Genomic DNA, 18,676 nt, shown 5'->3' with positions numbered 1-18,676 from the left:
TTCTCACGCCCCAATAGTTAGCCACCTAAACACCAACACTTAGCCACCTAATCACCTGGCGAGGAGACCCCCATGCCCCGACGGCAGGACACGCTCACCGAAAGCCCCGCCGAAGCCCCCGGCACACCACCCCCCTTCGTGCTCTGGCGCGAGGTCCTGGTCGCCTACGCCATGCCCGCCGTGATGGCCGGGATCGGCGGGATCGCGACCCGCCGACCGGAGCTGATGATCGCGGCCGGCACCACCATCGCCGGCACCTCGGCCGCGGTCGCGGCCCTGGTCGGCTCGCGACTGCGCCGCCGCCCGGCACGCTCCTGGACCGTGCGGGTGCCGCGCATCCTGCTGGCGGCCGGGTTCGGGCTCGGCGCCGCGGCGCTCGGACTGCTGCTCGGCTGGTCCGGCGCGCACTGGCTGCCCGGGATCCCGGCCCTGGCCGCAAGCCCGTGGCCCGGGCGGCTCCGCTTCGACCTGCCGGTGTCGGCGGCGATCGCCGCCACCATGATCACCTGGCGCTGGCGCGGCACCCGCGCACACCGCCGCCGGCAGCACTGACCCCACCGACCGCACCCTCCGGGCCCCTTCCGGATCCGATCCGGATCCATTTCAGCCCCACTCGAAAGGCAGACGACATGATCGTCATCATGGGCGCCACCGGCGCCACCGGCGGCGCCGCACTCCGGAGTCTCGCCGAACTCGGCGTGCCGAGCCGCGCACTCGGCCGCGACCCGGGCCGCCTCGCGGCCGGCCTCACCGACCACACCCGCCGACTGGTCGAGCCGGTGTTCGCCGACGCCGGGGACCAGGGCTCCCTGCGCGAGGCCTTCAAGGGCGCCCGCCAGCTGTTCCTCACCATGGCGAACGGGCCCCAGCAGGTCGAACACGAACTGCGGGCCATCGACCTGGCCGTGGCCGGCGGCGTGCAGCACATCGTCAAGATCTCCGCGCCCGCCGCCGAGCCGGACTCCCCCGTCGCCGTCTCGCGGGGCCACCACCGGATCGAGGAACACCTGCGGGCCTCGGGCGTCACGGCGACGATCCTGCGTCCGTACGCCTTCATGCAGAAGCTGCTGCTCCTGGCACCCGGCATAGCGGCGGCCGGCCTGATGCACGGCGCGATGGGAGACGCCCCGTGCAACTACGTCGACTGCCGGGACATCGGCGACGTGGCCGCCGCCGCACTCACCCGGCCGGAGATCGCCGGCGGGACGTACCACCTGACCGGCGGGCGGGCGTACAGCCACCCGGAACTCGCCGGGCTGCTGAGCCAGCTGCTCGGCCGGCCGGTGCGCTATCTCGACCTGGCACCCGGGGAGCTGCACGCGCACCTCGTCCAGCGGGCCGGCATGCCGGACTGGCTGGCCGCCCATGTCGTGGAGATCCAGCAGCTCGCGGCGGCCAGGCCGGAGGTCCCCGACGACATCGCCACCCGGCTGACCGGCCGCGCCCCGCGCACCCTGGAGGCGTTCCTCCGCGAGCACCTGGACCGGTTCCACTGACCCCTCCGCACACCACGGCGGGCCCGACGAACGGCCGGACAGATCCGAGCACGGCCCCGGAAGGCGGGCCCGCCACCCGGAGGGAGCGCGAATCCGGTGTGGCGTGGATCACTGCCGAAAAACCGAACTGACGATCCGTCAATTCTACTGATGAGCCGTCATGTCGACTCAACGGAGGCTCAGTTATTGACTGACAAACAATCAGATTCAGTCATTCCAGAGCAAGTTGGGTGGAGTGTCAGGCAGTACGGCCCTCACCACCCAGGACTAGCATCGGTCGGGTTGCCCGTTCCGGCCCCGGAGTGGGGTCACCCGTCAGACGAGTGCCCCCACCGCCCCCAGGGACCGGACATCGGTCGGGACGGGGCGAGGACAAGGAGCGCACGGACTGCCATGACCGCTGAACCGAGCCGGACGAACCAGCACCCACCGGTACCGCAGGCCCTTTTCCCCGGCCGCCCGGCCGCCGCCCCGCGCACCCTGGTCGACGTCCTCGACGCCACCGTCCGCGCCCACCCGAACGAGCCGGCCCTGGACGACGGTCACACCGTGCTCAGCTACCGCGCGCTCGCCGCCGAGGTCGAGCAGCTGCGCCGGCGGCTGGCCGCCGCCGGGGTCGGCCCGGGCGACCGGGTCGGCGTCCGCGTCCCGTCCGGCACCAACGACCTCTACGTCTCCATCCTCGCCGTCCTGGCCGCCGGCGCCGCCTACGTGCCCGTCGACGCCGAGGACCCGGACGAACGCGCACAGCTGGTCTTCGAGGAGGCCGCGGTCGCCGCCGTGCTCGGCGCCGAACGCGCGCTGACCGTGACCGGAGAGCACCGGCAGCCCGTCGGCCCCGGCCGTCCGGACCCCTCCGACGACGCCTGGATCATCTTCACCTCGGGCTCCACCGGCCGCCCCAAGGGCGTCGCCGTCACCCACCGAAACGCCGCCGCCTTCGTGGACGCCGAGGCCGCGCTGTTCCTCCAGGACGAGCCGATCGGCCCCGGCGACCGCGTGATGGCCGGCCTCTCCGTCGCCTTCGACGCCTCCTGCGAGGAGATGTGGCTCGCCTGGCGCTACGGCGCCTGCCTGGTGCCCGTCCCCCGCTCCCAGGTCCGCAGCGGCGCCGACCTCGGCCCCTGGCTCGCCGAGCAGGAGATCACCGTGGTCTCCACCGTCCCGACCCTGGCCGCGCTCTGGCCCGCCGAGGCGCTGAACGAGGTCCGGCTGCTGATCTTCGGCGGCGAGGCCTGCCCGCCCGAGCTGGTGCAGCGCCTGGTCACCGAGGGCCGCGAGGTCTGGAACACCTACGGCCCGACCGAGGCCACCGTGGTGGCCTGCGCGGCGCTGCTGACGGGCGAGGGTCCGGTCCGGATCGGCCTGCCGCTGGACGGCTGGGACCTCGCCGTGGTCGACGAGGCGGGCACCCCGGTCACGCCGGGCGGCACCGGCCAGCTGGTGATCGGCGGCGTCGGCCTGGCCCGCTACCTGGACCCGGTCAAGGACACCGAGAAGTACGCACCGCTGCCCTCGCTCGGCTGGGACCGCGCCTACCGCAGCGGCGACCTCGTCCAGGCCGATCCGGCGGGCCTGCTCTTCCTCGGCCGCACCGACGAGCAGATCAAGCTCGGCGGCCGCCGGATCGAACTGGGCGAGGTCGACGCGGCACTCCAGGCCCTGCCCGGCGTGGCCGGGGCGGCGGCCGCCGTCCGCACCGCGCGCGGCGGCAACCAGCTGCTCGTCGGCTACCTGGTCACCAAGGACGGCTGGGACCGCGAACAGGCCGTCGAACGGCTGCGCGCCGAGCTCCCGGCCGCCCTGGTGCCGCTCCTCGCGCCCGTCGACTCGTTGCCCACCCGTACCTCCGGCAAGGTCGACCGCAACGCCCTGCCCTGGCCGCTGCCCGGCCTGGAGACCGCCGGGCCGACCGAGCAGCTGTACGGCACCGAGGCCTGGCTGGCCGAGCAGTGGAGCGAGATCCTGGGCGTGCCGGTGAGCGGCCCGCGCGACGACTTCTTCGCCATCGGCGGCGGCAGTCTGGCAGCGGCCCGGCTCACCACCCTGCTGCGCGCCCGCTACCCGAGCGCCGCGGTGCTGGACATCTACCAGCAGCCGACGCTGCGCAAGCTCGCCCGCCACCTGGAGCGCACGGCGGCCGACAGCGGTGAGACCCGCACCATCGCCCTGGTGCCGACCAGGGCCAAACTGCTCCAGCTGCTCCTGCTGATCCCGCTGTTCACCGTGGTCGGACTGCGCTGGACGGTCGCGCTGCTGGCGCTCGGCAACGTCCTCACCCACCTCGGCGACTACCCGTGGGCGCCGACCGCGTCCTGGTGGGCGGTGGGCGCGGGCGCACTCGCCCTGTACACCCCGGCGGGCCGGCTGGCGATCGCGGCCGGCGGCGCCCGGCTGCTGCTGCGCGGTCTGCGACCGGGCAGCTATCCGCGCGGCGGCGGCACCCATCTGCGGCTCTGGACGGCCGAACGGCTCGCCGAGATGAGCGGCGCCACCGGGCTCTCCGGGGCCTGGCTGGTGCGCTACGCGCGGGCGCTCGGCGCCAGGGTCGGCCCGGAGGTGGACCTGCACTCGCTGCCGCCGATCACCGGCATGCTCAAGCTGGGCCGGGGCTGTGCGGTGGAGGCCGAGGTGGACCTCTGCGGCTACTGGCTGGACGGCGACCGTCTGGAGGTCGGCCAGATCAAGGTCGGCTCCGGCGCCGTGGTCGGGACGCGCTCGACGCTGCTCCCCGGTGCCAGGGTCGGCAAGCGCGCCCAGGTGGTGGCCGGCTCCAGCGTGACCGCACAGGTCCCGACCGGCCAGCGCTGGGGCGGCGCACCCGCCGTCAAACTGGGCCGTGCCGAACGGGCCTGGCCCAAGGAACGCCCGGCGCGCCAGGTCCGCTGGGCCGTGCTCTACGGGGTCAGCGGCACGGCGCTCAGCCTGCAGCCGGTGCTGCCCGCGCTGGCCGCGCTCGCGGTGCTCGCCCGCTTCGTCCACCCCGGCGGCGGCCTCGGCACCGCGCTCGGCGGCGCCCTGCTCGCCCTGCTGCCCGCCACCCTGGCGTACGGCCTGCTGTACGCGGCGCAGCTGGTGGCGGCGGTACGGCTGCTGAGCATCGGCCTGACGCCCGGGGTGCACCCGCTGCACGGCCGGGTCGGCTGGCAGGCCTGGACGGTCACGCAGCTGATGGACCAGGCCCGCGAGATCCTGTTCCCGCTGTACGCCGGTCTGATCACCCCGTTCTGGCTGCGGGCGCTCGGGATGAAGGTCGGCCGGGGCGCCGAGGTGTCCACGGTGCTGGCCCTGCCCAGCCTGACCACGGTCGGGGACGGCGCGTTCCTGGCCGACGACACCCTGATCGCCCCGTACGAGCTGGGCGGCGGCTGGGTGCGGCTCGGCGAGGCGAAGGTCGGCGAGCGCGCCTTCCTCGGCAACTCGGGGATGACCGCGCCCGGGCGGGCCGTGCCGGCCCGCGGCCTGGTGGGCGTCCTGTCGGCGACGCCGAAGAAGGCGAAGAAGGGCGGCTCGTACCTGGGCATGCCGCCGATGCGCCTGCCGCGCTCGGCCGACGAGGCCGACCAGAGCCTCACCTACGAGCCGCCGGCCCGGCTGCTCTGGGCGCGCGGGCTGGTCGAGGTGGCCCGGCTGCTGCCGGTGCTGGCGTCCGGGGCGCTCGGCGCGCTGACGCTGGCAACGCTGTCCTGGCTGGCCGACGGCTGGTCGCCGGCGGTGGCCGCGCTGCTCTCCGGTCTGGTGCTGCTGGCGGCCGGCGGGGTGGCCTGCCTGGTCGCGGTGGCGGCGAAGTGGCTGCTGGTCGGCCGGTTCCGGGCGGTGGAGCATCCGCTGTGGAGCGGCTTCGTGTGGCGCAACGAGCTCGCGGACACCTTCGTCGAGGTGCTGGCGGTGCCATGGCTGGTCGGCTCGGTGCCCGGCACACCGCTGCTGAACGTCTGGCTGCGGGCGCTCGGCGCGGGCATCGGGCGGGGCGTCTGGTGCGAGAGCTACTGGCTGCCGGAGGCCGACCTGGTCACTCTCGGGGACGGGGTCAGCATCAACCGGGGCTGTGTGGTGCAGACCCACCTCTTCCACGACCGGATCATGCGGATGGATACTGTCGTCCTCCGCGAGGGCGCCACTCTGGGCCCGGGCGGCATCGTGCTGCCCGGCAGCACGGTGGGCGCGCGCAGCACGCTGGGCCCGGCCTCGCTGGTGATGCGCGCCGAGTCCGTCCCCGCCGACACGCGGTGGCTGGGCAACCCGATCGAGGCGTGGCAGACCACGCCATGACCATCCGCCCCGCTGGCGGCGTCCCCGACACCCCGCACGTCCCCCGTCCCCCCACGTCCGCCATCTCACAGGGAGCACACGACCCGGTGAAACCCCGCCCCGTGCAGCCCGAGCACGCCCCGGCGGCCCCCAGCGCCGCCCCGGACCCCTACTTCCCCAACAGTGGGGATCCGCGCTACCGGGTCCACCGCTACGAACTCGCCCTGGACTACCGTCCCGGCCCCAACCGACTCGGCGGCACCGCCCGGCTCAGCGCCGTCGCGGGCGTCGCCCTGGCCGAGTTCGCGCTCGACCTCGGTGAGTTCAGGATCGGCCGGGTCCTGGTCGACGGCAGGGCCGCCCGGTACACCCACCGGGGCGGCAAGCTGCGGATCCGCCCGGCGAAGGCGCTCGCCGCCGGTGCGGCGTTCACCGTCGAGGTGCACTACACCGGCAACCCCCGCCCGGTGCGCAGCCCGTGGGGCGGCCTCGGCTGGGAGGAGCTGACCGACGGCGCGCTGGTGGCCAGCCAGCCCGTCGGAGCGCCGTCCTGGTTCCCGTGCAACGACCGGCCCGCCGACAAGGCCGGCTACCAGATAGCGATCACCACACCGTCCCCGTACACCGTGGTGGTCGGCGGCCGGCTGCTGACCCGGACGACCCGGGCGTCCAGCACCACCTGGGTGTACGAGCAGAGCGAGCCGACCTCGACCTACCTGGTCACCGTCTCGATCGGCCAGTACCGGGCGGTCCGGTTCGCCGAGCGCCCCGCCGTCCCGCAGACCGGCTACCTGCCGGAGCGGCTGGCGGACGGGTTCGGCGCGGGCTTCGACCAGCAGCCGCGGATGATGGAGTACTTCGAGGAGGTCTTCGGACCGTACCCGTTCGGCGAGTACGCGGTGGTCGTCGCCGACGAGGAGCTGGACGTCCCGGTCGAGGCGCAGGGCGTCGCCACCTTCGGCACCAACCACCTCGGCGGGGGCTGGGACCGCGAGCGCCTGATCGCCCACGAGCTGGCCCACCAGTGGTTCGGCAACAGCCTCACCATCGCCGACTGGAGCCACATCTGGCTCAACGAGGGCTTCGCCAAGTACGCGGAGTGGCTCTGGTCCGAGCACGCCGGCGGCCCGACCGCCGCCACCCGCGCCGCCGCCGCGCACACCCTCCTGGCCGGGCTCCCGCAGGACCTCCGGCTCGCCGACCCCGGCCGGAAGCTGATGTTCGACGACCGCCTCTACCAGCGCGGCGGCCTCGCCGTCCACGCCCTGCGGCAGGCCCTCGGCGACCCGTCCTTCTTTCGCATGCTCAAGGACTGGGCCACCCTCAACCGCCACGGTGTCGTCAGCACCGCCGGCCTCACCGCGCACGTCTCCCGCTACACGGACGCCCCGCTGGGGCCTCTGCTCGACGCCTGGCTCCACCGCCCCGAGCTGCCACCGCTCCCGGCCGGCTGACGCCGGGAAAGCGGCGTGTTGGGCCCTGGACCGATGTCCAGGGCCAACTGCCCTCCGGCGGATGAACGGTGGGGCAGGTCCGGGTCCGGGCAGCCGACATTCCAGGACGGCACCGGTGAAAAGGGGTGGAGCGGAGACGATGACCGGGCTAGGTTGGGGGCGCCGTCCGGCTCGCGCGTGACACCGCGGTGCATACCGGTGATTCACCGGCGGTGCGTCGGCCACGCTCACAACCACCCGATGCCGCCGAGGAATTCAGAGGATCAGATGACCGACCAGCCTGACGAGCTGTTCCCCGCCACCCGCCGTGCCCTGCTGCACCGGATCGCGGTGGCGCAGGCCGAAGGCCGCACACCGTCCCTGATCGCCGCGGTGGTCCGGGACGGCCGACTGGTCTGGAGCGGCGCCCGCAGCATGATCGACGGCCATGCCCCCACTCCCGGGGTGCAGTACCGGATCGGCTCGCTGACCAAGACCTTCGTCGCCGTGCTGGTGCTGCGACTGCGCGACGAGGGCCTGCTCGACCTGGCCGACCCGCTCGAACGCCATCTTCCCGGCACCCCGGCGGGCGGGGCCACCATCGCCCAGCTGCTGGCGCACTCCGCCGGTCTCGCCGCCGAGACACCCGGGCCCTGGTGGGAGCGGACCGACGGCTCGCTGCGCCCGGCTCTGGACGACATCCTGGAGGCCGACGCCCCGCTCAAGCACCCGGCCGGCCGGCGCCACCACTACTCCAACCCCGGCTACGCCCTGCTCGGCGCCCTGGTGGAACGGCTGCGCGGCAGGCCGTGGGGCGAGGTGCTGCGGTACGAGGTGCTGGAGCCGCTCGGCATGGACCGCACCACCCTGCTCCCCGAGCACCCGCACGCGGGCGGCTTCGCCGTCCACCCCTGGGCGGACGTCATGCTGCCCGAGCCGCTCACCGACACCGGTCTGATGGCCCCGGCCGGGCAGCTCTGGTCCACCGCCACCGACCTGGCCCGCTGGGCCGCCTTCCTGGCCGGCGGCGACGAGAAGGTGCTGGCCGCCGCCACCCTGGCCGAGATGCGCCGGCCCGCCGTCGGCCCGGAGAGCGCCGACTGGTCCGGCGCCTACGGCCTCGGCCTGCAGCTGTTCCGCCACGAGGGCCGGGTGCTGTACGGCCACACCGGTTCGATGCCCGGGTTCACCGCCGGACTCTGGATCAGCGAGGCGGACGGCCTGGCCGCGCTGGCGCTGAGCAACGCGACCGGCGGCGCCAACACCCCGCTGGTGGCCGCGGAGTTGATCGCCCTCACCGCGAAGCACGAGCCGCGGCTGCCGGAGCCCTGGCGGCCGTTGCCCAGCGTGGACGAGGAACTGCTGGCGCTCACCGGCCCGTGGTACTGGGGCGCCACCGCCCACGCACTGCGGCTCAAGGCCGACCGCGTCCTGGAGCTCGCCTCGCTCGCCGGCGGCGGCGGCCGGAGCTCGTCCTTCCGCCCCGAGCCGGACGGCAGCTGGACGGGGCTCGACAACTACTACGCGGGCGAGACACTGCGCGTGGTGCGGGCCGCCGACGGCTCGGTGAGCCATCTGGACCTGGGCTCCTTCGTGCTCACCCGCGAACCGTACGGCCCCGCCCCCGTCGTTCCGGGCGGCGTCGACCCGCAGGGGTGGCGCGCGGGCTGACGCCCGAGGCCCGCAGGGGCACTGGTGACGCGGCGCGCGCCCCCGCCGCACCACCAGTGCCCCCCCTTGTCCACCCCTCGCCGGGAAGCGGGCGGCAACCCCCGGGTGCCCGTCAGGTGTCCTGTGGATACCGGGTGGCCCCATTCAGCAGTTGCACATCTACCCTCCGCCGAACCGCAACGTGAACGCCAGCCGGCTCGGAAAAACATACGGATACCGGCTCGCCGCGCCCGTCCAGCCGTGCGAGCCGGGCCCGGTGCCACGACGACCCGTGGCACCTCCGTCCGTACTGCCCTGGAGGGTCCGCGCCATGACCACCGTCCCCACGTACACTCCGTCCGCAGTCGCCCCCGGCCACGCCGCAGCCGCGCCCGTCCCGCGCCCGGTCCGACCGGGCGCCCTCCAGCCGCCCCAGCCCAAGCCCCAGCCCCAGCCGGGCGCCGGGTACACCGTCGCGCTCGCCCGGGACGAGGACGACGTCCGCGCCGCCCAGCGGCTTCGCCACCAGGTGTTCGCCGCCGAACTCGGCGCCGTGCTGCACAGCCCGGTCCCGGGCCTGGACGTCGACCCGTTCGACGCGTACTGCGACCACCTGCTGGTCCGCGAGGGCGAGGACGGCGCCGTGGTCGGCACCTACCGTCTGCTGCGCCCCGAGGCCGCGCGACGGGCCGGCCGGCTCTACTCCGACGGCGAGTTCGACCTGGCCGGCCTCGCGCCGCTCCGTCCCGGCCTGGTGGAGCTGGGCCGCTCCTGCATCCACCCCGACCACCGGGGCAACGGCGCCGTCATCAACCTGATGTGGGGCGGCATCGCCCGTTACCTCGCCGACACCGGCAACACCTGGGTCGGCGGCTGCTGCTCGATATCGCTGGACGACGGCGGTGCCACCGCGGCCCGGGTCTGGGACACCGTCAGCGCCAAGCACCTCGCCCCCGAGGAGTACCGCGTGACCCCGCACCGCCCCTGGGACGCGACCGGTGTGCCACGGGCCGAGCGGGCGCCGCTGCCGGCCCTGCTCCGCGGCTACCTGCGGCTCGGCGCCTGGGTCTGCGGCGCCCCCGCGCACGACCCGGACTTCGCCACCGCCGACCTCTACGTGCTGCTGTCGCTCGAACGCACCGACCCGCGCTACCTGCGGCACTTCCTCTCCGGGCTCGCCACCCGGCCCGCGCACCCGGCCTCATGAGCGTCTGGCTGCCCACCGCGCCCTGCACCCCGGAGGCGTGCCTGGCCGAGCCGGGCCCGGTGGTCGCCCTCCCCCGGCGGGCGCTGCGGCTGACCGCCTGCCTGGCCGTCCTGGTCACGGGCCTGGCGCTCATCCCTCCGGTGCGCGCCCTCCCCCGCGCGGCACGCGACCGGCTGGTCCGGCTCTGGGCGCGCACCCTGCTGGGCTCGCTCGGGGTCACCCTCCGGCCCGGGCCGGCACCCGCCGCCGGGGGCGGGGTGCTCGTGGTCGCCAACCACGTCTCCTGGCTGGACATTCCGCTGATCGCGACCGGCCGGCCCGGCCGGTCGCTGGCCAAGACCGAGGTACGGCACTGGCCCGTTCTCGGGGCGCTGATCGCCCGGGGCGGCACCGTCTTCCTCGACCGCGACCGGCTGCGCACCCTCCCGGCCACCGTCGACACGGTCGCCGGGGAGCTGCGGGCCGGCCACCCCGTGATCGTCTTCCCGGAGGGCTCCACCTGGTGCGGAAGGGAGAGCGGCCGGTTCCGCCCGGCCCTCTTCCAGGCCGCGGTCCAGGTCGGCGCCCCCGTCCAGCCGGTGACGATCCGCTACCGGCTGGCGGACGGACGGCCGACCAGCGCGCCCGCCTTCGTCGGCGAGGACGGTCTGCTCACCTCGCTCGCCCGGGTGGTCGCGGTGCGCGGGCTGGTGGCGGAGGTGGACTTCCTGCCTCCGATCCAGGCCCCCGCCCAGGCCCCCTCCGCGTCGCACCCCCGGTGGGCGGCCCGCCGGGAACTGGCCCGCTCCGCCCAGACCGCCGTGGAGGACGCCGCTCGATGAGCCTCGCCCGGCCGCGCCGGTCAATAGCGCGGGTCAGTAGCGCCGGTCAGCCGCGCCGGGCGTCCGTCAGCGGCGCCAACGCCGGCTCACCGCCCTGGTCCGGCACCGCGGGCCGGACGGCCGGGCGGAGCAGGACCGTGACCAGGAGGGCGGTGACGGCCAGCACCCCCGCTCCGCAGAGCACCGCGAGGTGCACGCCCTCGACGAAGGCGCCCTCCACTGCCGCCCGGACCGGGCCCGGCAGTTCGGCCGCCGCGCCGGAACCCTGGACACCGCTCCCACCGCCCGCACCGGCCAGCGCGTCGGCGGCCGGCCCGACCGCGCCGGGCGGGATGCCGAGCCGGCCCAGGTTCTCGGTGAGGGCTCCGTTCAGACGGTAGGTCAGGACGGCGCCCAAGACCGCGACGCCGACCACTCCGCCGAGCTCGCGCAGGGTGTTGATGGTCGCGGAGGCCATGCCGGCCTGCGGCGGCTCGACCCGCTGGAGGACGGCGATGGAGACGGGGGTGAACGTCAGGCCCATGCCCAGACCCATCGCGAACAGGGTCCACAGGTATTCGGGGTAGCGGGCCTGCCCGCCGTACAGGGCGAGGCCGCCGAGGCCGAAGGCGCACAGCGTCAGGCCCAGTGCCACGGGAAGCCGGGGACCGTAACGGGTGGTCAGCCGCTGGGAGAGCGGCGCCGCGAGGACGATCATCGCGGTCATCGGCAGCCCGGCATAGCCGGCGGCCGACGGCGACCAGCCCAGCACGTCCTGCATCAGCAGCGGCAGGAAGAACAGCGCGCCGAACATCCCGAAGCTGACCACGAAACCGCTGAGCATGGCGCCGCCGAGCACCCGGTCACGGAACAGCCGGAGCTCCAGCATGGGCTCGGCCACCCGCAGTTCGAGGAGCACGAAGGCGACCAGCAGCACCGCCGCCGCCACCGCGCAGACGAGCACCCGGGTGTCGGTCCAGCCCCGGGCCGGACCTTCGATCAGTGCGTAGACCAGCGCCCCCAGGCCGGCGGCGGAGAGCGCGAGCCCGGCGAGGTCGACGCGGCGCTCGCGCGGCGCGATGGCCGGCAGCACCCGGCCCGCCAGCAGCAGCCCGCCCACGCCGATCGGGACGTTGATCCAGAACACGCTGGCCCAGCCGAACGCCTCGACCATGGGCCCGCCGACCACCGGCCCGACCGACAGGCCGAGCGCGGAGACGCCCGACCAGAGACCGATCGCCCGGGCGCGCTCCCGCTGGTCGGTGAAGACGTGCCCCAGGATCGCCAGGCTGCCCGGGGTGAGCAGCGCGGCCCCCACCCCCTGGAGCATGCGGGCGGCGATGAGCACACCGATCGTCCCGGCGAGCGCCGCGCACGCCGAGCCGAGGGTGAACAGGGCGAGGCCGAGCCGGAAGACCCGGGTACGGCCGTACCGGTCACCGAGCGCGCCGCCGGTGAGCAGCAGACCCGCGTAGACGAGGCTGTAGCCCTCGACCACCCACTGAAGGCCGCTGATGCCGGTCCCCAGGTCCTGCCCGATCCGGGGCAGGGCGTTGTTGACGATGACGTTGTCCAGCATGGACATGAACATGGTGACGCACAGCGTCAAGAGCGCAAGCCTCTTGCGTCGGGCGCTCGACCCCTCCATCGGAAACCTCTCCCCCAGATGGACCCCTAACACCGTTAGGGGCTGACCGGCACGCACAGACTGCCCCTAACGGTGTTAGATTGCAAGCGGGATTTCCGGATCCGCAGGAGGCGACACACATCCATGCCGGAGAACAACGACACCCAGCCCGGCCTGACCAGGGAGACCCTGGCCCAGGCGGCCCTGCGGGTCCTGGAACGGGAAGGCCTCGCGGGCCTGTCCATGCGGAAGGTCGCCGCCGAGGTCGGCGTCAAGGCGGCCTCGCTGTACTGGCACGTCCGCAACAAGGAGGAACTGCTCGACCTCCTCAATGACGCGATCATGGCCGGCGGCGAGCCGCCGCCACGCGAGGGCGACTGGCGCGGCCAGTTCCGCGAGTACTGCCGGCGCTACCGGCAACTCCTGCTGAGCCGACGCGACGCCGCCAAGGTCGTCGCGGGTCGCCTCGCCCCCGGCCCCAACCTGCTGCGGCTGCTGGAGGACCAGTTGGACCGGCTGCGCGAGGCCGGCTTCTCCAACGCCGACGCGGCCCTGGCCACCTATCTGCTCGGCGCCTACGTCCAGGGCTTCGTGCTCCAGGAACAGTCACCGATCTCCGCCGACGAGACGACGGGAACGAGCCGCCGGGACATCGCCGCCGCCGCTGCGAACCGCTTCCGGGCACTGCCGCCGGACGCCTTTCCCAACCTGGTCGCCCTGGCCGACGACCTCACCGAACCCTCGATGGACGCCCGCTTCGCGTTCGGCCTCGAACGCGTCCTCGACGGACTCGCCACCCTGCTGCCACCGGCAGACCACCGCTGATCCGATCATCTGTATGATCGCCGGGCCCAAGAGGGTTGATGCGGAAACGGGGGCGACTGCCATGCACGAGGACTCCACGGCGCGGACTGCCCAGCCCGGCCCTTCGCCCGGCGACCCGTCGGCCCGTCCGACTGCCGAACCGCCGGCCGGCCCCATGATGCCCGGCGACCCGACGCCCGTGCAGGGCGGCCAGACCGGACTGGCCACCGGGGCCGCGAAAGGCTGTCTCCACCTCCTCGGCGAGTTGACGATCGAGGCGGTCGGCACCGTGGTGCTGGGCGTCGCCACCACCGCTTCCCTGGCCGCCGTCTTCGTCCTCGCCCAACTGGCCCGCCGACACAGCCCCGCAGCGTCCTGTGCCTTCGCCGCGCTCGCCGTACTCGGCGTGGCCCACGGCATCCGCCGGCTCCGACGCCCCAAGGAACAGCGCACCCGCCTCGGCCGCCGCTCCGCCGCCGTCACCGGCGGACTCGGCCTCTGGCTGCTCGCCTGCCTCGGCTACGCCTCCTTCGGCACGGCGCTCGACCTCGGTTCCGGCCTCTGAGAACGCCGCGGCCTCCGGGCTCCGCTCCCTCCTCGGCGTCGACGGATCTCGGGCGGCCCGGGTAGCCTCACGGGCGTCCCGCCGCCCGCTCCCGGAGGTCTTCCGCCATGTCCGACCTGTATCCGCTCGGCCAACCGTACGCACAGGGGCTGCTGGAGGTCGGTGACGGCAACGAGATCCACTGGGAGGTGTCCGGCAACCCGGAGGGCAAGCCCGCCGTGGTGGTCCACGGCGGGCCCGGGTCCGGGCTCAGCGCGGGCAACCGGCGGTACTTCGATCCGGAGCGGTACCACCTCGTGCTGTTCGACCAGCGCGGATGCGGGCAGAGCAGGCCGCACGCGGCCGACCCGGCGACCGGACTGGCGCACAACACCACCGCGCACCTCATCGCGGACATGGAACGGCTGCGCGAGCATCTGGGCATCGACCGCTGGCTGCTGTACGGCGGTTCATGGGGCTCGACGCTGATCCTCGCGTACGCGCAGGCGCATCCCGAGCGGGTGTCGGAGATCGTGATCTGCGGGGTCACCATGACCCGCCCGGAAGAGATCGACTGGCTGTACCGGGGTGTCGGCCGGCTGCTGCCCGGTCCCTGGGAGGCGTTCCGGGCCGCGCTGCCGCCCGGCGAACAGGACGGCAACCTGGTGGCCGCGTACAGCCGACTGCTCAACAGCCCGGACGACGCGGTCCGGTCCGAGGCCGCGAAGTCCTGGGCGACCTGGGAGGACGCGGTGATCGCGCACGAGTCGCTCGGCAAGCCGAACGCGTACACCGACCGGCCCGACGACGCGCTGATGGCGTTCACCCGGATCACCGCGCACTACTTCGCCCATGACGCCTTCCTGAAGGACGGCCAACTCCTGCGCGACGCCGGAAGGCTGGCCGGCATCCCGGGCGCGCTGATCCACGGCCGGCTGGATCTCGGCTCCCCGCTGTACACCGCCTGGTCGCTGGCAAAGGCCTGGCCGGACGCCGAGTTGACGGTCATCCAGGAATCCGGCCACACCGGCAGCCCGGCCATGCGGCAGGCGATCTTCGAGGCGATCGAGCGGTTCGCGACACCCGAACCCGGCCGCCGCGAACAGTGACGCCTTGTCAACGGCGCGCACCGACGGCAGCGCCGGGCGACCCGGCGCGATCTTGATCAGTCCTGGTCCGCCACGTTGGGGCCGGAGGAGTGCCGCCCGGCCCGACGGTGGCGCGTCCGGCGGCCTTCGGCCGAGGACGCTTCCTGCGCCAGGAGCACCCGGCGCAGCAGGTCGGACAGCTGTCGGCGCTCGTCGGGCGCCAGGACGCCGAGCAGTCGGCGCTCCTCCCGGCCGACGACGTCCAGGGCCTCCCGCCAGGCCGCCCGGCCGGCCTCGGTCAGCCCGACATCGACCCGGCGGCGGTCCTCGGTGGAGGGCGTGCGCACCACGAACCCCCGGCGTTCCAGGGCCTCCAGACGGCCGGTCACCGAGGCGGGCGCCAGGTTGAGGTCGACCCGCAGTTCGGACGGGGCGGCGTGGCCACCGCGACCGGCGAGAACATGGAGGGTGTCGAACTCGTGCTTCTGCAGGCCGTAGTCGGCGACCCCCTCCTCCCGGACGCGTCCCAGGTGCCGGGAGAGCTTGCTCATCCGGGTGACGGCTCCCTCGATGTCGGGATCGAGGTGGGGCAGGACGGGCCGCCAGCGGTCGACGTGACCGTCGGTCCAGTCACGCGGTTCATCCGGTCGCCGCTCGGGGTGTTCCATGGCACGAGTCTAAGCATCGCCGACCACCACCAAGATATTCGGCACCGAATATTTCATTGCAGAACTTTTGACACCGAAATACATTGCTCGCGTGACCCACCACCCACTGAGGCTCCGTGGCTTTCGGCTGCTCTTCATCGGCCGGACCATCTCCACTCTCGGCGATGCCGTCGTCCCCGCCGCACTCGCGATAGCCATCACGCGGGCCACCGGCTCCTCCGGTGCGCTCGCCCTGGTCCTGGGCTGCGCGATGGTGCCGCGGCTGCTGCTGCTCCCCTTGGGTGGCGTGATCGGGGACCGCTTCAACCCGCGGGTGGTGGCCCTGGCCACCGACCTGGTCCGGGCCGCCGCGCAGCTCTTCGTCGGCGTCGAACTGCTCGGCGGGGAGCCGAGCCTGACCCACATCGCCGTCGCCGAGGCACTCGGCGGCGTCGCCTCCGCGTTCGCCATGCCGACCGCCTCCCCCCTGGTCGCGGCCACCGTCGAAGGCCCGCACCGAATGCGGGCCAACGCACTGCTGGCCTCCGCCAGCAGCGCAGCGCGGCTCGGCGGCCCCGCACTGGCCGGTGTACTGGTGTACACGGCGGGCGCCGGCTGGGCGTTCGTCCTGGACGGCGTCTCCTTCGTCGTCAGTGCCGCACTCCTGGCCCGGATCACCGTCCGGCACGCCCCGGCCGAGCGTCGCTCGCTCCTCACCGATCTCGCCGAGGGATGGGTCGAACTACGTTCCCGGGACTGGTACTGGACCAGTCTGATCGCTCATGGCACGTGGAACGGCGCCGCCGCGGTCCTGCTCACCCTCGGCCCGCTGATCGCCACCGAGCGGCTGGGCGGGGACGGTGTCTGGATCGCGCTGACACAGGCCGGGGCGATCGGGATGCTCGCCGGTTCACTGCTCGCCGGACGGGTCCGGCCGCGCCGCCCGGTACTGCTGGCCAACCTGGGTCTCGCCCTCTACGCCCTGCCACTGCTCGCCCTCGCGGCGGCCGCCCCGGCTCCGGCCACCGTCGCCGCGTACGCGCTCGCGATGGCCGGCCTCGGCTTCCTCAGCCCGGTCTGGCAGACGGTGGTTCAACAGGAGTTCCCCGCACAGGTCCTGGCCAGGGTCACTTCCTACGACTGGCTGCTCTCGCTGGCCGCCGCGCCACTCGGCTACACGCTCGCCCCGCTGGCCGCCGACGCCTGGGGCAGCACCGGACCACTGCTGGTCACCGCCGCTCTGGTGATGCTGGCCTGCGCGGGTACGGCAGCGGTCCCGGGCGTACGCCGGGCCGGACGAGCTGGGCAGCCGCCGCCCGCCGGGGAGACCGGAGGAACCGGGGAGACCGGGGAGTCCCGCAAGGCTGAGCAGGCCGGGGAGAGTTGAGAGACCGGGAGCGTCCGTTTCCCAGGGGGATCATCCGTCGACTGCGGGGCCCATACGATACGAGCATGATCGCCTACGCTCCAGCTGCCCTGTTCTTCGTCTTGTGCGGGTTCGGGGTCTTGCGCGACCGTCGCCAGTTCAGCAACGCCGTCCTGCTCGGCATAGCCGTCTCCCTCCTCGCTCTGGCCCTGCTCACCGAACTGCGCAAGGCCCCCACTCTGATCGTCGAGCTGGCAGCGGCCGCGATCGTTCTGCTGCCGACGATCGGCACCCTGGCGCTGATCGGCTTTCTGATCACCAATGGACTGACCATGATCCGCAAGGAGGGCAGGAGGCCGGCCAACCTGCTCTCACTCCTCGCGGGCCTCGGCATCCTGGCGGTGATCGGGCTGCTCGGCGCGGCGCTGCTCACCCGCTCCTATCGGCTGGGCATTCTCGCGGGCACCGCCATGCTGGTGGTCGGATACATCTCCTTCCTGTTCGTCTGCTTCGTCGGCTACGCCTTCCTCTACGGACGTCACCGGCCGCGCCGGGACGTGGACTTCGTGGTGGTGCTCGGCTCCGGCCTGATCGGCGGCGACCGGGTGCCGCCACTCCTGGCCAGCCGGCTGAACCGGGGACGCGACGTCTACGAGAGGCAGGCCGCCCGCGGCAACCCCCCGGTGCTGATCACCTCAGGCGGGCAGGGCCCGGACGAGAAGCTGCCGGAGTCGCATGCGATGGCCGACTACCTCCTTGAGCGCGGTTTTCCGGAGGAGCACATCGAGCGCGAGGACCGCTCACGCACCACCGAGGAAAACCTGCTGTACAGCAAGGTGATCATGGAGCAGGCCAACCCCGAGTACCGCTGTGTGATCGTCACCAACAACTTCCACGCCTTCCGTGCCGCGCTGACCGCCCGTAAGTCCGGTGTGAACGGTCAGGTGTTCGGCTCGCCCACGGCCGCCTACTACTGGCCGAGCGCGACGATCCGCGAGTTCGCCGCAGTGTTCCTCTCCCACAGGTTGGTCAACTTCGGTATCTGCGGCTTCCTCGCACTGTGCGGGGTGCTCGCCGTACTCTGACGCCCTCGCCCTTCCTGGCCCCGGACGCGCCCGTGGCGACCGGAGCCCTTCTGTCTCGGCCTGTGCGGCAACAGCCCGCCTGCGATCACCACTCGGGCCGTGGGCTCAGGCGGCCGGCCGCGGGGCCAGGACCGCGCAGGTGGTGGTGGCGTGCGCGTACAGTTTGCCGTCCTTGACGCCTGTCACCCGCGCCTCGGCGGTCGCCACCATCCGGCCGACGTGCAGGGCGACACCCTCACAACGCAGCGCCCCGGAATCGGCGAACAGCGGACGCACCATATGGACGTTCAGCTGCGTGGTCGTATAGCCGATACCGGCGGGCAGCCGACTCATCACGGCGCAGCCGAGCGCCGAATCGAGCAGGGTGGCGAGGTAGCCGCCGTGAACGGTGTTCATCGGGTTGTACAGGTGGTCACCGAGCTCACCCTCGAACACCGCCGTACCCGGTCCCGCCTCGACCAGACGGAAGCCCAGGGTGCTCCCGATCGCCGGCGCCTGGATCCGGCCCGCGAGCATCTCCCGCAGGATCTCCTCCCCCGTGAGATGCGGGAACGCGGACACCGGCGGGCCGGCCGACCACTGATGGGTGCGCGTGCGCGGCTGCTGGTCCATCAGGGACGCTTCGTCACCGAGCTCATAAGTCGTCATGCCATCAACCTGCCCTGTTCTCCTGCGGCA

Annotated in this window: 15 protein-coding genes; 12 read left to right on the top strand and 3 right to left on the bottom strand. The window is 73.5% G+C overall.

Annotated elements, in window-relative coordinates:
• The first annotated feature begins 72 nt into the window (after positions 1-72).
• The 7 genes from ACIO5D_RS19210 (at position 73) to ACIO5D_RS19180 (ending at position 10,858) form a co-directional block, all read left to right on the top strand.
• Positions 73-552 (top strand): hypothetical protein, encoded by a 480-nt coding sequence (locus ACIO5D_RS19210; protein ID WP_400652916.1) that lies wholly within the window; start codon positions 73-75, stop codon positions 550-552.
• 77 nt (positions 553-629) lie between these two features.
• Positions 630-1,496 carry an NmrA family NAD(P)-binding protein gene (locus ACIO5D_RS19205; protein WP_400796516.1) on the top strand — a complete coding sequence of 289 codons (867 nt, stop codon included), beginning with the start codon at positions 630-632 and terminating at the stop codon, positions 1,494-1,496.
• A 393-nt stretch (positions 1,497-1,889) separates the two neighbouring features.
• Positions 1,890-5,768 (top strand): Pls/PosA family non-ribosomal peptide synthetase, encoded by a 3,879-nt coding sequence (locus tag ACIO5D_RS19200; protein WP_400796514.1) that lies wholly within the window; start codon positions 1,890-1,892, stop codon positions 5,766-5,768.
• Positions 5,769-5,854: 86 nt separating this feature from the next.
• Complete coding sequence (locus ACIO5D_RS19195; protein ID WP_400796512.1) at positions 5,855-7,201, top strand: M1 family metallopeptidase; 1,347 nt, start codon at positions 5,855-5,857, stop codon at positions 7,199-7,201.
• Positions 7,202-7,468: 267 nt separating this feature from the next.
• Entirely contained in the window at positions 7,469-8,851 is a 1,383-nt protein-coding gene (locus ACIO5D_RS19190; protein ID WP_400759441.1) for a serine hydrolase domain-containing protein, read from the top strand.
• 310 nt (positions 8,852-9,161) lie between these two features.
• Positions 9,162-10,037, top strand: coding sequence for a GNAT family N-acetyltransferase (locus ACIO5D_RS19185; RefSeq protein ID WP_400796509.1), 876 nt, complete (start codon positions 9,162-9,164; stop codon positions 10,035-10,037).
• Positions 10,034-10,858, top strand: a complete 825-nt coding sequence (locus ACIO5D_RS19180) for a lysophospholipid acyltransferase family protein (RefSeq protein WP_363612984.1) — start codon at positions 10,034-10,036, stop codon at positions 10,856-10,858. The genes ACIO5D_RS19185 and ACIO5D_RS19180 overlap by 4 nt, the downstream gene beginning before the upstream one ends.
• Positions 10,859-10,904: 46 nt before the next feature.
• On the opposite strand, the gene ACIO5D_RS19175 is transcribed toward ACIO5D_RS19180, so the two are convergent.
• Positions 10,905-12,446: an MFS transporter gene (locus ACIO5D_RS19175; protein ID WP_400796506.1), complete on the bottom strand. Its 1,542-nt coding sequence runs from the start codon at positions 12,444-12,446 to the stop codon at positions 10,905-10,907.
• A 162-nt stretch (positions 12,447-12,608) separates the two neighbouring features.
• On the opposite strand from ACIO5D_RS19175, the gene ACIO5D_RS19170 reads away from it, so the two are divergent.
• From ACIO5D_RS19170 to pip, 3 genes are all read left to right on the top strand, one after another.
• A complete protein-coding gene (locus ACIO5D_RS19170; RefSeq protein ID WP_363612988.1) occupies positions 12,609-13,289 on the top strand; it encodes a TetR/AcrR family transcriptional regulator C-terminal domain-containing protein in 681 nt (226 codons plus the stop codon).
• Positions 13,290-13,350: 61 nt separating this feature from the next.
• Complete coding sequence (locus tag ACIO5D_RS19165) at positions 13,351-13,833, top strand: hypothetical protein (protein WP_400652903.1); 483 nt, start codon at positions 13,351-13,353, stop codon at positions 13,831-13,833.
• Between the two features lie 107 nt (positions 13,834-13,940).
• Positions 13,941-14,921 carry a prolyl aminopeptidase gene (gene pip / locus ACIO5D_RS19160; protein ID WP_400652902.1) on the top strand — a complete coding sequence of 327 codons (981 nt, stop codon included), beginning with the start codon at positions 13,941-13,943 and terminating at the stop codon, positions 14,919-14,921.
• A 56-nt stretch (positions 14,922-14,977) separates the two neighbouring features.
• Here pip and ACIO5D_RS19155 read toward each other — a convergent pair whose 3' ends face one another.
• Positions 14,978-15,568, bottom strand: a complete 591-nt coding sequence (locus tag ACIO5D_RS19155) for a MarR family transcriptional regulator (RefSeq protein WP_363612994.1) — start codon at positions 15,566-15,568, stop codon at positions 14,978-14,980.
• A 91-nt stretch (positions 15,569-15,659) separates the two neighbouring features.
• On the opposite strand from ACIO5D_RS19155, the gene ACIO5D_RS19150 reads away from it, so the two are divergent.
• Positions 15,660-16,934 (top strand): MFS transporter, encoded by a 1,275-nt coding sequence (locus tag ACIO5D_RS19150; RefSeq protein WP_400652899.1) that lies wholly within the window; start codon positions 15,660-15,662, stop codon positions 16,932-16,934.
• A gap of 65 nt (positions 16,935-16,999) precedes the next feature.
• Entirely contained in the window at positions 17,000-17,998 is a 999-nt protein-coding gene (locus ACIO5D_RS19145; protein WP_363612998.1) for a YdcF family protein, read from the top strand.
• Positions 17,999-18,103: 105 nt separating this feature from the next.
• Here the strand turns inward: ACIO5D_RS19145 and ACIO5D_RS19140 are convergent, their stop codons facing one another.
• On the bottom strand, positions 18,104-18,646 hold the full coding sequence (locus ACIO5D_RS19140) for a PaaI family thioesterase (protein WP_400652897.1): 543 nt from the start codon (positions 18,644-18,646) through the stop codon (positions 18,104-18,106).
• Positions 18,647-18,676: the final 30 nt, after the last annotated feature.

This window comes from Kitasatospora sp. NPDC087315 (assembly GCF_044744345.1).
Taxonomy (GTDB): Bacteria; Actinomycetota; Actinomycetes; order Streptomycetales; family Streptomycetaceae; genus Kitasatospora.
The sequence above is the reverse complement of the archived record's forward strand: the minus strand, read 5'-3'. Positions and strand labels throughout refer to the sequence as shown.

Bases quoted from the DNA above. Each gene is read 5' to 3' on its own strand.
- ACIO5D_RS19210 (WP_400652916.1), top strand. From the start codon at position 73: ATGCCCCGACGGCAGGACACGCTCACCGAAAGCCCCGCCGAAGCCCCC.
- ACIO5D_RS19205 (WP_400796516.1), top strand. From the start codon at position 630: ATGATCGTCATCATGGGCGCCACCGGCGCCACCGGCGGCGCCGCACTC.
- ACIO5D_RS19200 (WP_400796514.1), top strand. From the start codon at position 1,890: ATGACCGCTGAACCGAGCCGGACGAACCAGCACCCACCGGTACCGCAG.
- ACIO5D_RS19190 (WP_400759441.1), top strand. From the start codon at position 7,469: ATGACCGACCAGCCTGACGAGCTGTTCCCCGCCACCCGCCGTGCCCTG.
- ACIO5D_RS19185 (WP_400796509.1), top strand. From the start codon at position 9,162: ATGACCACCGTCCCCACGTACACTCCGTCCGCAGTCGCCCCCGGCCAC.
- ACIO5D_RS19180 (WP_363612984.1), top strand. From the start codon at position 10,034: ATGAGCGTCTGGCTGCCCACCGCGCCCTGCACCCCGGAGGCGTGCCTG.
- ACIO5D_RS19170 (WP_363612988.1), top strand. From the start codon at position 12,609: ATGCCGGAGAACAACGACACCCAGCCCGGCCTGACCAGGGAGACCCTG.
- ACIO5D_RS19165 (WP_400652903.1), top strand. From the start codon at position 13,351: ATGCACGAGGACTCCACGGCGCGGACTGCCCAGCCCGGCCCTTCGCCC.
- pip (WP_400652902.1), top strand. From the start codon at position 13,941: ATGTCCGACCTGTATCCGCTCGGCCAACCGTACGCACAGGGGCTGCTG.
- ACIO5D_RS19155 (WP_363612994.1), bottom strand. From the start codon at position 15,568: ATGGAACACCCCGAGCGGCGACCGGATGAACCGCGTGACTGGACCGAC.
- ACIO5D_RS19145 (WP_363612998.1), top strand. From the start codon at position 17,000: ATGATCGCCTACGCTCCAGCTGCCCTGTTCTTCGTCTTGTGCGGGTTC.
- ACIO5D_RS19140 (WP_400652897.1), bottom strand. From the start codon at position 18,646: ATGACGACTTATGAGCTCGGTGACGAAGCGTCCCTGATGGACCAGCAG.